Origin of the sequence: Streptomyces sp. NBC_01283 (assembly GCF_041435335.1) — a bacterium.
Lineage (GTDB): Bacteria > Actinomycetota > Actinomycetes > Streptomycetales > Streptomycetaceae > Streptomyces.
Map to the genome: position 1 here is coordinate 3153757 of NZ_CP108430.1, position 13796 is coordinate 3167552.

The following is a 13796-nucleotide window of genomic DNA, read 5'->3' on the forward strand; positions in this document are numbered from 1 at the left end:
CCGCGGCGGATCCGGCTACTTCCCGTTCACGTGGATCCACTTCGCCTCCGACGAGGCGCCGTCCTGGTCCGTCACGAACAGCATGTACCAGCCCGGCGGCACCAGGGCGGTGTCGCCCTTGGGCACGTCCACCGTCACCTCGCCCTTGCCCTTGGTGAGGCCGAGCGCGATCGACCGCTGCTCGACGTCCGTCGTGTGCGTCACCGCGCTGGGGCGCATCAGACGGGCCGAGGCGATCTTCCCGGGATTCTTCGTACGGAAGGTCGCACGGCCGTCGGCCGCCAGCTGCTCCGGTCCCTCGCCCAGGACCGGACGGTTGTCGCCCGCCTTGTGCAGCGTGGGCGGCGTGAAGACCTCCATGCGCTGCTCGAAGTGTCCGAGCTTGGTGTTGTCCTGGTTGTCGTAGAGCGGGTCCGAACCGAAGGTGACGACCCGTCCGTCGGGCAGGAGCAGCGCCTCGGAGTGGTAGTTGCGGCCCACCTTGGGGGACGCCGCCGACCGGAAGCTGTTCGTCTTGGGGTCGTAGAACTGCGCCTTGAGGATGTTGCTCGCGCCGCGGCCCCGGTAGTCCTTGGAGCCGTTGGACGTGAACACCGAGTCGTCCGGCAGGATCACGCTGTTCAGGTAGCGGGTGCCCTGCGGGAGTTCGGGACCCGTCCTGAAGGCGGGGCTCTTCTCCTTGAGGTCCACCACGGCCGTGCGCCGGGTCGCCTTCTCGGACTCGCCGACACCACCGCCACCCATGATCATCACTTTCTGGTCCTGCGCCGGGGGCAGCAGGAGGGACGCGGACGTCTCGGTCTGGTCGAGGTCGACGAGGCCGGGGATCTTGTCGAACTTGTTCGTCTTCAGGTCCCAGAGGCCGGGCTGACGGCCCTTGTCGGCGGGTCCGTAGCCCGCGTTCGACGCGGGGTAGAAGAGCTTGCCGCCCTTGGTGAGGAAGAGCGCCGGGTAGGTCGGGAAGTAGCGCTTGGGACCGTCGGTCCACTTCTTCGTCTTCGGGTCGTAGATCTCGTTGTCGCCCGGGTCGATCATGCCCACGTCGTCCAGGCCGGAGACCGCGAGCACCTTGCCGTCGTCGAGACCGACGAGCGTGGGGTACCAGCGGGCCTTCTTCATCGGGTCCACGGCGATGTACTTCTCGGCCGTCGGGTCGAACTCGTACGCCGCCTTGATCCCCTGGAAGTCCTGCTTGTCCATGGTGATCTTCTCGGCGATCCCGTACGCGTTGTCCGCGTCCTTGCCGGTGAGGCCCTCGATCTCGTACTGCGCGGACTTCCGCGTGACGAACTCGTCGCCCTCCTGGGCGGCCTCGACGAAGACGCGTGCCTCGCTCGCCTTGACCGTCGTCTTCCAGGGCTGCATCACACCGCTCTTGGAGTACGTGATCTTGTAGTCCCGCTTGGCCTTGGGGACCTTCACGTCGAACTTACTCACGTACTCGACGCCCGACGGCGAGCGGAAACGGGTGCCCTTCTTAAGGACGATGGCCTTGTCGGGGTTCTCGTTCTTGACGCGCATGCCGCCGCCGGCCCGGTTGATCTCGCCGTCGAGGAGTTCGTAGCGCGCCGTGCCGCCCGCCACCAGGAGGCGCCCGTCGGGGAGCTGGGCGTGACCCGAGCAGAAGAAGTCCTCCGGGGTCCTGACCTTCTTGAAGGTGTCCGTCTTCGGGTCCCAGAGGATCGTGTCGAACGACCCCGCGTCGAACTTCTTCTGCTCGTTCCCGGAGCCCGCGACGATCAGGACCTTGCCGGTGTGCAGGAGCGCGGCGTGGATGGCATTGGTGCGGAACTCCTCGGGGATGCCGATCTGCTTCCAGGAGCCGTACTTGGCCTTGTAGCCGGGCTGGGCGATCTTGTACTCGTAGTACTGCTCCTCCGCGAAGGAGACTGCCGCCGGTGCGTTGAGTCCTACGAGCAGCGCGCCCGCCCCGACGCCGAGAAGCGTCTTCTTGGTGCGCTGCGAGGGCCGGTAAGCCATGGGTCAGTTCCCTCCTGTCGTCGTACCGGTGGCGAACGCCGGCTCCGGCTCGCCCTCCGCGCCGGTGGCGGCCCTGCTGTCCGCGTCTTCCCTGCCGAGCCGACGCGCCTTCTGGCGGGCCGCTCCGCGGGCCCTGCGCTCCTTGAGGAGCGTGCAGCTCCAGATCGCCACCGGGGCGAGCGAGATGGCCATCGCCAGTACGGCCCAGGTGCGCATCGCCACATGGGTGTGGTCGAGCACGAACGAGGCGACCAGTGAGCTGGAGAGGACCGCCGCCCAGAAGAGATGGATGCGGAAGGTCAGCACCCGGTCCGGGCTCGCGTCACCGCCCTTGGGCGTGACCACGAAGCGGCTCGGGCGGCGCACGACGGCGGCGCCGAGCGACTTGGCGTAGATGGGTGCGGAGAGCGCGGACATCGCCATGCCCGCGAGGCCTCCGGAGCCCTCCGGTTCGTGCGGGGAGACGTTGTGGCGGCGGTTCCAGAGGTAGAGGCCGATCTGGAGCGCTGCCGCGTCGCTGTAGAGCATCAGCCAGACGGAGGCGGCGACCTGCGTGCCGGAGGCGCCGAACCAGAGGAAGAGCACGCAGCTCAGCACGCCGAGCAGCCAGTTGACAGCTGTCATGGGGTAGTAGACGAGCATCATCGTGTACGAGAAGAGCCGGCCGGGCGGCATCGTGAACGGTGCCTTCCAGTACTGCTTGAACAGCGTCTCGTACGTCCCGCGCGACCAGCGCATCTGCTGGGTGAAGAAGTCCGTCCAGGAGGCGGGGCCCTCACCGACGGCGAGCACGTCCGGGGTGTAGACCGACCGCCAGTGGCGCTTGGTGCCGGGGTTCTTGTGGCGGTGCAGCTCGAAGCCGGTCGCCATGTCCTCGGTGATGGAGTCGTACAGGCCGCCGACCTGACGGAGCGCCGCGATGCGTACGACGTTGTTGGTGCCGACGAACATGGGGGCGCGGTAGCGGTTGCCCGCGCGCTGGATCAGGGCGTGGAAGAGGAACTGCTGGGATTCGGCGGCCTTGGTGACGGCGCTGTCGTAGTTCCCGTAGACCTGCGGCCCCACGACGAACGCGACGTCCTCGTCCCGGAAGTAACCCATCATCCGCTCCAGGAAGTTGGGGAGCGGGACGTGGTCGGTGTCCACGGAGGCGAAGAACTCGTACGCGTCGCCGTGCATCGCGAGCCAGGCGTTGTAGTTGCCGTGCTTGGTGCGGGCCTTGTGGACACCCTTCTTGCGGTTCCACTCGGGCACTCCGTTGCGGGTGAAGTGACGTACGCCGAGTTCGGCGCAGAGCGCCTTGGCGTCCTCGTTGTCGCCCTCGTCCAGGAGCCAGACGTCGAGGGGGCCGGTGTGGTGTATCCGCTTGGCCCCTTCGAGGGTCGCGCGCACCATGCCGAGAGGTTCCTTGCCCGGTACGTACGTCGTGAGGAACGCGACGCGGGTGCCGGGTTCGGGGGTGACCGGGACCGGGTCCCTCGCCACCATCGTCGCGTGGGCGATCGAGATGACGTTGACGAGCATGAAGAGCTCGATCAGGCCGATGGCCACGAGCATCGTGATGTCGAGCCCGATGAGCCAGCGGTCGGCGCCCTCGCGTTCCGTCCAGTGCGTCGGCCACACGAGGTAGACGAGGAGGAGGCCGGTGAGAACGGGGGCGAGCGTCATGAGGATGACGGCTCGTATTCGGTGGGGCTCGCTGGCGAGGAGCTTGTTGTACTGCACCCGATAGCGGCCACCTTCACCGTCCGGCTCCGTGAGCGGTCCGGCGAGTGTGCTGTGGGTTTCGTAGTCGTAGCCCTCCGGCCGCACAGCGCCCTCCAGGTCTTGAGTGATCTGGCTCTGGCAGGTTCGGGTCCGAACGAGCCGATACCCACACAAAAGTGGAGTTTTCTCGGCGTGTCGAACCGGATGCGTCCGTGCGGGCGGTCTTAGGGTGAGCGGTTCGGCCGTGGTTGCGGGGCGGGGTGCCCCGGGGCGCGTGTCCCGCGGCGTTGCTCCGTCAGTGGACGGGCTCGCCGATCTCCCGCGCCGGACGCACGGCACTTCGGCGCCGACGACGTCGGCCCCCGTACGTGAAGAAGCCCCCACCGAGCTGTCGGCAGGGGCTTCTTCACACGTACGTGGCGGCTACTCGGAGAGGTGCCGCTCCACCGTCTCGACCTTCGACGTCATCCCGTCCGTCACCCCGGGGCGGATGTCCGCCTTCATGACGACGGATACGCGCGGCGCCCTGGCCTCGACCGCGGCGACGGCGCGCTTCACGACGTCCATCACCTCGTCCCACTCGCCCTCGACGGACGTGAACATCGCGTCGGTCCGGTTGGGCAGGCCCGACTCGCGGACCACGCGGACCGCGTCGGCGACGTACTCCCCCACGTCCTCGCCGACGCCCAGCGGGGTCACGGAGAAGGCGACGATCATGCGCTGACCACCCCTTCGCGGCGGGCGCGCGACGCGATCACGGCGGCCTCGGCCTCACGCTTCAGCTTCCGCTCGGCGAAGAAGCCGCCGGTCGGCAGGACGGAGAGGATGAAGTAGAGGGCGGCCGTCTTCACGTCCCACTTCGTGCGGTTCCAGGCGTCGAGCCAGAACAGCACGTACAGGACGAAGAGCACGCCGTGGACCATGCCCATCACCGGCACGGCGTTGAACTCCGTGGTCCGCTTCAGCACCGAGCAGACGATCAGCAGCAGGAAGGAGACGGCCTCGGGGGCCGAGACCAGACGGAGGCGGCGGAGTGCGGAAGCGGTCTTGATGTCCACGGAACACCTTCGGTGGGAGGCGGGAGCGAGGGGCGGGGCCGCTCGACGGCATTGCTGGCATTGATCTTGTGAATGCGCGCACAAGCGACCCCCATTGTGACATCGGGGTGTTCTCGGGGTTCGCTCAGGGGCCGTTGCCCTGTTCCGACCCCATATCCGACGGCTACCGTCGATACGTGGCAACGTTCCGACTGCAAGGCAGCAGGGTGCTCGCCGTGGACATGTCCGGCGACGCCGTCAAGGCGAAGAACGGCTCGATGGTCGCGTACGACGGCCAGATGGCCTTCAAGAAGATGACCGGCGGAGGCGAGGGCATACGGGGCATGGTGACCCGCCGACTCACCGGCGAGCAGATGACGGTGATGGAGGTGAAGGGGCACGGCACGTGCTGGTTCGCGGACCGCGCCACCGAGATCAACCTGGTGCAGCTGCGCGGCGAGACGCTCTTCGTCGAGGCGGGCAATCTCCTGTGCACGGACGGGGGCCTGCGCACCGGCACCCACTTCACCGGCGTCCGCGGCGCCTCGCAGGGCAACGGTCTGTTCACCACGACCGTCGAGGGCTCGGGCCAGGCGGCGATCATGTCCGACGGCCCCGCGGTGGTGCTGCGCGTCAGCCGCCAGTATCCCCTCACGGTCGATCCGGGGGCCTATGTCGCGCACCAGGGAGACCTCCGGCAGAACCTCCAGTCGGGGGTCACTTTCCGTACGCTGCTCGGCGAGGGCGGCGGCGAGGCCTTCCAGATCCGCTTCGAGGGCGACGGACTGGTCTACGTCCAGCCCAGCGAGCGGAACACGATCGCGGGGGACGTCTGACATGCCCTTCCGAGAGATCAACTCGAAGATGGTCGAGGCGACCATCCTTCCGGGCCAGCGGCTGTTCAGCCAGCGCGGCGCCATGCTCGCCTACAAGGGAGACGTGGTCTTCACGCCCAACATGCAGGGCGGACAGGGCGGCCTGGCCTCCATGATCGGCCGCCGCGTCGCCAACGAGGCGACACCCCTGATGACCGTCGAAGTCCCCCAAGGTCTTAATGACCAGGGAGGTACCCCCGTCGGCACCGTCCTCTTCGGGCACGGCGGTCACCACATCCAGGTGATCGACCTCACCGGAGACACCCTCTACGTGGAGGCGGACCGGCTGCTCGCCTTCGACGGGACGCTCCAGCAGGGCACGATGTTCATGGGCTCGCAGGGCGGCGTCATGGGCATGGTCCGCGGACAGGTCACCGGCCAGGGCCTCTTCACGACCACCCTCAAGGGACAGGGCTCGGTCGCCGTCATGGCGCACGGCGGTGTCATCGAGGTGCCGATCACCCCACAGCGCCCGGTCCATGTCGACCCGCAGGCGTATGTGGCGCACCACGGCGACGTGCGCAACAAACTCTCCACGGCGCTCGGCTGGCGCGACATGGTGGGGCGGGGCTCGGGCGAGGCGTTCCAGCTGGAGCTGTCCGGGAGCGGTGCGGTGTACGTCCAGGCATCGGAGGAGAAGCTGTGAACCCCTCAATGCCCGCGGGCGGGCCCACGGTCTTCGACCCGATGACGCTGCCGAGCGACGACAGCGTGAACGCGTACACCTTCTGCGTGGAGCTCAAGGGGAGCCAGTGGTTCCTGCAGAAGGGGAAGATGATCGCCTATTACGGGTCGATCGAGTTCAACGGCATCGGGCACGGCCGCCTGGACCGTCTGGTGCGCACGAGTTTTCATTCGCCCCTGCACGCGAGCGACTGGGTGGTGGCCGACGGCCAGGGCAAGATGCTCCTCGCCGACCGGGCCTTCGACGTGAATTCGTACGACCTGGAAGACGGCAACCTGACCATTCGCTCCGGCAACCTCCTCGCTTTTCAGCCAACTCTCGCGCTGAAGCAGTCCATCGTTCCGGGCTTTCTGACCTTGATCGGGACGGGCAAGTTCGTGGCCGCGTCGAACGGGCCGGTCGTCTTCATGGAGCCGCCGATCCGGGTCGATCCGCAGGCCCTGGTGGGCTGGGCCGACTGCCCTTCGCCCTGCCATCACTACGACCACGGATACCTGACCGGAGTCATCGGTGGCGTGCGGGCACTGACCGGGATCGGCGGAACCTCAGGTGAGGAGCACCAGTTCGAGTTCGTGGGCGCCGGCACGGTCCTTCTGCAGTCCTCGGAGGCCCTCATGGCCGAGCAGGCGACGGGTGCGGTGCCGCAGCAGGCGGGCGTGCCGGGCGGCCAGGGTGCACCGGGCAGCCAAGGCCAACACGGACAACACGGTCAGCAGCCGGGGCAACCGCGCCTTCCCGGACAACTGGGGGACCTCCAGCGTCGCTTCGGCCTGTGAGCGGTAGTCTGCGGAGTGTGACGGCGAACGCCTGTGCCCCTCTTTCACCTGGAGGGTGAGAGGCGCGTGTCACACACCGACATTCGTTCACCTTTCAACTTCTTAGGTAGAATCGATTCCATGGAGACCGAGACGGCCCCGCAGTGGCTGACCAACGAGGAACAGTGCGCCTGGCGCACCCACGTGGAGGTCAACAGGATGCTGACATATCAGCTCGAGAAAGACCTCCAGCCGTTCAACCTGACCATGAACGACTACGACATCCTCGTGCATCTCTCCGAATCGGAAGAGAAGCGGATGCGCATGAGCGATCTGGCGGCCGCCACACTGCAGTCCAAGAGCCGCCTGTCCCACCAGATCACCCGCATGGAGAACGCGGGCCTGGTCCGCCGGGAGAACTGCGAGTCCGACCGGCGCGGGCTCTACACCGTCCTCACGGACGAGGGCATGGAGACCATGCAGCGGGTCGCCCCGCACCACGTGGACTCCGTCCGCCGGCACTTCGTCGACCTGATCTCACCCGAGGCGCTCGGCGAACTCCACAAGGCCCTGAGCCCGATCGCGGAACACCTCCGCGCCCAGCGGGGCAAGCCCTGACCCTCACCGGGTGACGGCAGGGACCCTGAGCTCGAAGAGCGCTCCCCCACCTGGGGCCTCCGAGACCGTGAGGGTCCCGCCGTGGCGTGCGGCGACGTCGCGTGCGATGGCAAGGCCCAGACCCGCCCCACCGTCATCCCTGGTGCGGGCGTCGTCGAGGCGGACGAAGCGCTCGAAGATCCGGTCGCGTTCGCCCTCCGGCACACCGTCCCCGTCGTCGGAGACCTCGATGACCGCCCACGCGCCGTCGGCGCGGGTGGCGACCGTGACGTGCGAGCGCGCGTGGCGCTGTGCGTTGTTCACGAGATTGCCGAGCACCCGCGCCAACTGGCCGCGGGAGCCGGTGACTTCGACGCTCTCCAGATCCATGCGGACGTCGGCGCGGTCCCGTGTGCGCTGCGAGAGCTCCTCGCGGGCCAGGGCCGCCAGATCCACATGTCCGCCGCCCGGCTTCTCGCCCGCGTCGAGACGGGCCAGGAGCAGCAGATCGGCGGCCAGTTCCTGCAGTCGTACGGTGTCCTCGACCGCACCGTCCACATCCAGCAACTCCGGGTGGGCCACGCCCACTTCGAGCTGGGTGCGCAAGGAGGCGATGGGGCTGCGCAGTTCGTGCGAGGCGTCGGCCACGAAGCGGCGCTGACGTTCCACCGAGCTCTGCAGGGCGGCGAGCGTCTCGTTCGTGGTCGTGGCCAGGCGGGCGATCTCGTCGTGCGTGTCCGGCTCGGGCACGCGGCGCGCGAGGTCCTCCGACGCGGTGATCGCGGCCATCTCGGAGCGGATCGCGTCCACCGGGCGCAGGGCGCGGCGCGTCACCAGCCAGGTCACCAGGGCGATGACGGCGAGGAGCAGCGGGAAACCGATGAGCATGGACGTCAGCGCCGTGGAGACCGCGCTCTGCCGGGCGGCGAGCGAGGCGCCCGCGTAGACGGTGAGGTCGCCCTTCTTCTCGACGTTCACCTCGACCGCGGCGAAACGGTAGTCCTGCGTCTCGCCGTCGACGGTGGCGGAGCCGGAGGTGACCTTCGCCGGATCCTCGGAGATCTCCCCCGCTTCGAGCGCGTCCCCCTCACTCTCGTCGTCGTCATCGCCCTCGCTCTTGGGGGGCGCGGACGCTGCCGGCCGGGGCTTCACTGCGTCGACCCCGGTGCCGCTGATGCTCTCCAGGTCGTCGCCGGCGGCGACGAGCCGTCCGTCGCCGTCCACGACCTGGACCGGATGGTCCTCCCCGTCCAGGTCCAGATCGCCGTACGGCACGTTCGCGGCGAGCTGCGAGGCCACCCCGCGGGCGGCGGACTCGGCCTGGCCGCTCGCCTGGTCGGTCAGGTTCGCGCGCAGCGAGAGCAGGACGGCGGCACCGGCGGCGACCAGCGCCACGGCCACGACGAGGCTGGCGCCGAGGGTGGCGCGGGCCCGGACGGAACTGAAGAATCTCTTCATCGGGGGGTCTCCAGGCGGTATCCGGCGCCGCGCACCGTCTTGATCAGCGACGCCCCGAGCTTGCGCCGCAGCGCGCTGATGTACACCTCGACGATGTTCGGGTCCCCCTCGTAGGCGAAGTCCCAGACGTGCTCCAGGATGTCGCCCTTGGAGACCACCTCGCCCGCGCGCAGGACGAGCTGCTCCAGGACCGCGAACTCCTTCGCGGTGAGCGTCACTTCGTCGTCGCCGCGGAAGACGCGGCGCGCCGCGGTGTCGACCTTGAGGTCGCCGAGGGTGTGGACGGGGGAAGGGCCGGCGTTGCCGCGGCGGCGCAGGAGCGCCTTCACCCGGGCAACGAGCACGACGTACGAGAAGGGCTTGGTCAGATAGTCGTCGGCGCCCGTGTCGAGCCCCTCGGCCTCGTCGTACTCGCCGTCCTTGGCGGTGAGCATCAGGATCGGCACGTCGTGACCGGCGGCGCGCAGGGTGGAGCAGACGCGGTAGCCGTTCATGCCGGGCAGCATGATGTCGAGGATGACGAGGTCGTACGTCCCCTCGCTCGCCCGGTGCAGGCCGTCGATGCCGTCGTGCACGACGTCCACGGCGTACCCCTCGGCCGTCAGGCCCTTGGCCAGGGACAACGCGAGGCGCTTTTCGTCTTCCACGATCAACAGGCGCATGCGTTCAGGGTCCCAGAGCGAACCTGAAGAGTTCTTCAGGCGGCTTCAGCCTGGCTTCAGGGTCGCTCAGCCAGATTGGTTCTTGTCGAAAGCGAACGGCAGCGGCCCACCGGCCGCACAGCCACCGACTCGGGAGGACCCCCTCATGAAGCGCAACATCGTCATCGCCACCGTCGCCGCCATCGCACTGGTCGGGGGCGGCACGGCGTCGGCTCTCGCCGTCACCGGCGACGACGACTCGTCGGCCGCCGCGAAGAAGTCGAGCGTTCAGCTGAAGGACGACGACCGCGGCGACGACCGGGACGACAGCGACGACGCCAAGGAGAACACCGCCGAGGTGAAGGCCGCCAAGGTGACGGCCGCCGACGCGATCAAGGCGGCGCTGGCGGACCAGGCCGGCACCGCGGTCTCCGCCGAGCTCGACGACGAGGACAACGGCGGCCTGGTCTGGGACGTCGACCTGCTCAAGGGCGACACGTGGCACAGCGTCCAGGTCGACCCCGGCACCGGCAAGGTGCTCGGCTCGCACACCGAGAAGGACGACGACGGCGACGCGGGCCGCGTGGCCGCCGCCCTGAAGGGTGCCTCCGTCAACGCGGAGGACGCGGCGAAGGCCGCGGGCTCGAAGGGTGCGGTGACTTCCGTGGACCTGGACGACGACGGCACGGCCAAGGCCTGGGAGGCGGAGACCTCCGGTCCGAAGGGCGCGGAGTCCGACTGGAAGGTGGACCTGCAGTCCGGCAAGGTCACCGCGGACCACTCTGACAGCCACGACGACGACTCGGACGACGACGGCTCCGACGACTAATCCCCCGTCCCCCCGGAGAGCCGGTCCCGCAGGGTGTGCCCCTGCGGGGCCTGCTCGCGTCGCGGGGCGCCCTGCGGGACCGGGCTCGCGTCGCGCTACGACCTGGACCGTCGCTTCCCGACGGGTGTCTCCCGCCCACCCACCCGATTACCCCGGGTAGTGGGTGGGCGGGAAACATCGCCGCGAAGCGGCGGCTAGTGCGCCCGCAGGGCCACCCGGACCAGCACAGCCGCACAGCCGCAGGGCCACGCAGACCGCAGAGCCGCACAGCCACCGAGCGGCCCAGCGGCCCAGCAGCTAAGCCCCCAGTCACCGCAGGGCCCCGCAGGAGCCCCGCACGGCTCCGCAAGGCCCCGCCGGGCCGGCCCCGCTCAACCCGAGGTCAAGCTCGCCACCAGTTCGTCGGCCGCCGCGTACGGGTCGAGCTCCCCCGCCACGATCCGTTCCGCCAACGCCGAGAGCCTCGCATCTCCATGGAGATCCGCGATTCGCTCCCGCAAAGCGGTGACCGCGATGGTCTCCACCTCACGCGCGGCCCGAGCGGCGCGCCGCTCGGCGAGTACGCCCCGCTCCTCCATCCACGCCCGGTGCTTCTCCAGGGCCTCGACGACCTCGTCGATGCCCTCGCCCCGGGCGGCCACCGTCTTCACGATGGGCGGACGCCAGTCCCCGGCGCCCCGCGACTCCCCGAGCCCCAGCATGTGGTTCAGCTCTCGCGCGGTCGCGTCCGCGCCGTCCCGGTCCGCCTTGTTGACGACGTACACGTCACCGATCTCCAGGATTCCGGCCTTCGCCGCCTGGATTCCGTCGCCCATGCCGGGGGCGAGCAGCACCACCGACGTGTCCGCCTGCGAGGCGATCTCCACCTCGGACTGGCCCACGCCGACCGTCTCGACCAGGATCACGTCGCAGCCCGCCGCGTCCAGGACACGGATCGCCTGCGGCGCCGACCACGCGAGGCCGCCCAGGTGGCCGCGCGTCGCCATCGAGCGGATGTAGACCCCGGGGTCGGACGCGTGCTCCGACATCCGGACCCGGTCACCGAGCAGCGCGCCCCCGGAGAAGGGGGACGACGGGTCGACGGCAAGGACGCCGACCCGCTTCCCCGCCCGCCGGTACGCCGACACCAGCGCCGACGTCGAAGTCGACTTGCCGACACCGGGCGATCCCGTGAGGCCCACCACGTACGCGTGGCCCGCCAGCGGAGCCAGCGCCGCCATGACCTCGCGGAGCTGCGGTGACGCCCCCTCGACCAGTGAGATCAGCCGGGCCACGGCCCGTGGCCTGCCCTCGCGGGCCTGCGCCACCAGGGAGGGGACGTCCTGCATGTCAGACAGCTCCGTTCCAAGACGTGTCCAAGACGGGGGAGAAGGTTCGGACGCGCAACGGCGTCAGGCCTTCGCCACCTTCACGATCAGTGCGTCACCCTGCCCGCCGCCACCGCACAGCGCGGCCGCGCCCACGCCGCCGCCCCGCCGCTTCAGCTCAAGGGCGAGGTGCAGCACGACGCGTGCGCCGGACATGCCGATCGGGTGGCCCAGGGCGATGGCACCGCCGTTGACGTTCACCTTTTCCGAGGACACCCCGAGGTCCTTCATTGACTGCACCGCGACCGCGGCGAAGGCCTCGTTGATCTCGATGAGGTCGAGGTCGGCGACGTCCAGGCCCTCCTTCTTCAGGGCGTGCTGGATGGCGTTCGACGGCTGGGACTGGAGCGAGTTGTCCGGGCCCGCGACGTTGCCGTGCGCGCCGATCTCCGCGATCCAGTCCAGGCCGAGCTCCTCGGCCTTGGCCTTCGACATCACGACGACCGCCGCGGCGCCGTCGGAGATCTGCGAGGACGTGCCGGCCGTGATCGTGCCGTCCTTGGTGAAGGCGGGGCGCAGCTTGCCGAGCGACTCGGCGGTCGTCTCGGCGCGGATGCCCTCGTCCTTGGAGAAGAGGACCGGGTCGCCCTTGCGCTGCGGGATCTCGACCGGGGTGATCTCGGCCTCGAAGATGCCGTTCTTCTGGGCTGCCGCGGCGCGCTGGTGCGAGGCGGCGGCGATCTCGTCCTGCTCGGGGCGGGCGATGCCCAGGCGGGTGTTGTGCTTCTCCGTGGACTCACCCATGGCGATGTTCTCGAAGGAGTCGGTCAGGCCGTCGTACGCCATGGAGTCGAGCATCTCGATGGCGCCGTACTTGTAGCCCTCGCGGGACTTGGGGAGGAGGTGCGGCGCGTTCGTCATCGACTCCTGGCCGCCGGCGACGACGACGTCGAACTCGCCCGCGCGGATCAGCTGGTCGGCGAGCGCGATCGCGTCGAGCCCGGAGAGACACACCTTGTTGACGGTGAGCGCGGGGACGTTCATGGGGATGCCCGCCTTGACGGCGGCCTGACGCGCCGGGATCTGCCCTGCCCCGGCCGTCAACACCTGCCCCATGATCACGTACTGCACCTGGTCGCCGCCGATGCCGGCCCGGTCGAGCGCGGCCTTGATCGCGAAACCGCCCAGGTCGGCGCCGGAGAAGGACTTCAGGGAGCCGAGCAGGCGGCCCATGGGCGTTCGCGCGCCCGCGACGATCACTGAGGTGGTACCGGTCGTTCCAGACATGTGCCACGGCCCCTTGGGAGGAGGAGTTAATGAGGGTTTACTTGAATGTACTGAGCGGTACGCCGTGCGTCATCGGGCGCTAGGTGTGATCGCGCGCACGTTGTGTAATCACTGCCGGAGAGGCTGCACTTAAAACATGCTGACGCGAATCGATCACATCGGGATCGCCTGTTTCGACCTCGACAAGACCGTCGAGTTCTACCGGGAGACGTACGGCTTCACGGTGTTCCACACCGAAGTCAATGAAGAGCAGGGCGTGCGCGAGGCCATGCTCAAGATCAATGAGACGAGCGACGGAGGGGCCTCCTACCTGCAGCTCCTCGAACCCACTCGCGATGATTCCGCGGTGGGCAAGTGGCTGGCGAAGAACGGTGAGGGTGTGCACCACATCGCCTTCGGCACCGCGGACGTGGACGGCGACGCCGCGGCCATCAAGGACAAGGGCGTACGCGTCCTTTACGAGGAGCCCCGAATCGGGTCCATGGGATCCCGCATCACCTTCCTGCACCCCAAGGACTGTCACGGTGTGCTGACCGAACTCGTCACCTCGGCAGCTCAGGAGTCACCGGAGCACTGACCTCCGCATACTTGGGCCGGTAGGGTTGGGGTCGGCCGTCCGAAGTTCGGGCGGCCGGTCG

14 protein-coding genes are annotated in these 13796 nt (G+C 68.9%); 6 read left to right on the plus strand and 8 right to left on the minus strand.

Annotated elements, in window-relative coordinates:
• Positions 1-15: 15 nt before the first annotated feature.
• The 4 genes from OG302_RS14090 to OG302_RS14105 all read right to left on the minus strand — a co-directional run bounded on the left by OG302_RS14090 (position 16) and on the right by OG302_RS14105 (position 4745).
• Positions 16-1980 carry a galactose oxidase-like domain-containing protein gene (locus tag OG302_RS14090; protein ID WP_371527117.1) on the minus strand — a complete coding sequence of 655 codons (1965 nt, stop codon included), beginning with the start codon at positions 1978-1980 and terminating at the stop codon, positions 16-18.
• A 3-nt stretch (positions 1981-1983) separates the two neighbouring features.
• Positions 1984-3792, minus strand: a complete 1809-nt coding sequence (locus OG302_RS14095) for a glycosyltransferase family 2 protein (RefSeq protein WP_371527118.1) — start codon at positions 3790-3792, stop codon at positions 1984-1986.
• A 318-nt stretch (positions 3793-4110) separates the two neighbouring features.
• Positions 4111-4404, minus strand: a complete 294-nt coding sequence (locus OG302_RS14100) for an MTH1187 family thiamine-binding protein (protein ID WP_249587703.1) — start codon at positions 4402-4404, stop codon at positions 4111-4113.
• Positions 4401-4745, minus strand: coding sequence for a DUF3817 domain-containing protein (locus OG302_RS14105; RefSeq protein ID WP_371527119.1), 345 nt, complete (start codon positions 4743-4745; stop codon positions 4401-4403). The genes OG302_RS14100 and OG302_RS14105 overlap by 4 nt, the downstream gene beginning before the upstream one ends.
• Before the next feature lie 176 nt (positions 4746-4921).
• Between OG302_RS14105 and OG302_RS14110 the strand changes: the two genes are divergently transcribed.
• The 4 genes from OG302_RS14110 to OG302_RS14125 all read left to right on the plus strand — a co-directional run bounded on the left by OG302_RS14110 (position 4922) and on the right by OG302_RS14125 (position 7657).
• Entirely contained in the window at positions 4922-5560 is a 639-nt protein-coding gene (locus OG302_RS14110) for an AIM24 family protein (protein WP_361833683.1), read from the plus strand.
• 1 nt (position 5561) lies between these two features.
• Positions 5562-6245 carry an AIM24 family protein gene (locus OG302_RS14115; protein WP_371527120.1) on the plus strand — a complete coding sequence of 228 codons (684 nt, stop codon included), beginning with the start codon at positions 5562-5564 and terminating at the stop codon, positions 6243-6245.
• Between the two features lie 8 nt (positions 6246-6253).
• Complete coding sequence (locus OG302_RS14120) at positions 6254-7060, plus strand: AIM24 family protein (RefSeq protein WP_371750119.1); 807 nt, start codon at positions 6254-6256, stop codon at positions 7058-7060.
• Between the two features lie 120 nt (positions 7061-7180).
• Entirely contained in the window at positions 7181-7657 is a 477-nt protein-coding gene (locus OG302_RS14125; RefSeq protein ID WP_371527121.1) for a MarR family winged helix-turn-helix transcriptional regulator, read from the plus strand.
• A 3-nt stretch (positions 7658-7660) separates the two neighbouring features.
• Here the strand turns inward: OG302_RS14125 and OG302_RS14130 are convergent, their stop codons facing one another.
• The gene (locus tag OG302_RS14130; protein ID WP_371527122.1) at positions 7661-9094 is read right to left on the minus strand and encodes a sensor histidine kinase; all 1434 of its coding nucleotides are present in this window, start codon (positions 9092-9094) and stop codon (positions 7661-7663) included.
• Complete coding sequence (locus tag OG302_RS14135; RefSeq protein WP_371527123.1) at positions 9091-9756, minus strand: response regulator transcription factor; 666 nt, start codon at positions 9754-9756, stop codon at positions 9091-9093. Before OG302_RS14135 ends, OG302_RS14130 begins: the two co-directional genes overlap by 4 nt.
• 145 nt (positions 9757-9901) lie before the next feature.
• Here OG302_RS14135 and OG302_RS14140 point away from each other — a divergent pair, with 145 nt between their 5' ends.
• The gene (locus OG302_RS14140; protein WP_371527124.1) at positions 9902-10564 is read left to right on the plus strand and encodes a PepSY domain-containing protein; all 663 of its coding nucleotides are present in this window, start codon (positions 9902-9904) and stop codon (positions 10562-10564) included.
• 371 nt (positions 10565-10935) lie between these two features.
• Here OG302_RS14140 and meaB read toward each other — a convergent pair whose 3' ends face one another.
• Together meaB and OG302_RS14150 are read right to left on the minus strand one after the other, a co-directional pair.
• On the minus strand, positions 10936-11892 hold the full coding sequence (gene meaB, locus OG302_RS14145) for a methylmalonyl Co-A mutase-associated GTPase MeaB (protein ID WP_249587711.1): 957 nt from the start codon (positions 11890-11892) through the stop codon (positions 10936-10938).
• Positions 11893-11955: 63 nt separating this feature from the next.
• Complete coding sequence (locus OG302_RS14150) at positions 11956-13158, minus strand: acetyl-CoA C-acetyltransferase (RefSeq protein WP_371527125.1); 1203 nt, start codon at positions 13156-13158, stop codon at positions 11956-11958.
• Positions 13159-13294: 136 nt separating this feature from the next.
• On the opposite strand from OG302_RS14150, the gene mce reads away from it, so the two are divergent.
• Complete coding sequence (mce, locus tag OG302_RS14155) at positions 13295-13735, plus strand: methylmalonyl-CoA epimerase (protein WP_135330222.1); 441 nt, start codon at positions 13295-13297, stop codon at positions 13733-13735.
• Positions 13736-13796: the final 61 nt, after the last annotated feature.

Excerpts from the sequence above, each read along its gene's own strand:
- OG302_RS14090 (WP_371527117.1), bottom strand. The coding sequence starts at position 1,980 with ATGGCTTACCGGCCCTCGCAGCGCACCAAGAAGACGCTTCTCGGCGTC.
- OG302_RS14100 (WP_249587703.1), bottom strand. The coding sequence starts at position 4,404 with ATGATCGTCGCCTTCTCCGTGACCCCGCTGGGCGTCGGCGAGGACGTG.
- OG302_RS14115 (WP_371527120.1), top strand. The coding sequence starts at position 5,562 with ATGCCCTTCCGAGAGATCAACTCGAAGATGGTCGAGGCGACCATCCTT.
- OG302_RS14120 (WP_371750119.1), top strand. The coding sequence starts at position 6,254 with ATGCCCGCGGGCGGGCCCACGGTCTTCGACCCGATGACGCTGCCGAGC.
- OG302_RS14125 (WP_371527121.1), top strand. The coding sequence starts at position 7,181 with ATGGAGACCGAGACGGCCCCGCAGTGGCTGACCAACGAGGAACAGTGC.
- OG302_RS14130 (WP_371527122.1), bottom strand. The coding sequence starts at position 9,094 with ATGAAGAGATTCTTCAGTTCCGTCCGGGCCCGCGCCACCCTCGGCGCC.
- OG302_RS14135 (WP_371527123.1), bottom strand. The coding sequence starts at position 9,756 with ATGCGCCTGTTGATCGTGGAAGACGAAAAGCGCCTCGCGTTGTCCCTG.
- OG302_RS14140 (WP_371527124.1), top strand. The coding sequence starts at position 9,902 with ATGAAGCGCAACATCGTCATCGCCACCGTCGCCGCCATCGCACTGGTC.
- meaB (WP_249587711.1), bottom strand. The coding sequence starts at position 11,892 with ATGCAGGACGTCCCCTCCCTGGTGGCGCAGGCCCGCGAGGGCAGGCCA.
- OG302_RS14150 (WP_371527125.1), bottom strand. The coding sequence starts at position 13,158 with ATGTCTGGAACGACCGGTACCACCTCAGTGATCGTCGCGGGCGCGCGA.
- mce (WP_135330222.1), top strand. The coding sequence starts at position 13,295 with ATGCTGACGCGAATCGATCACATCGGGATCGCCTGTTTCGACCTCGAC.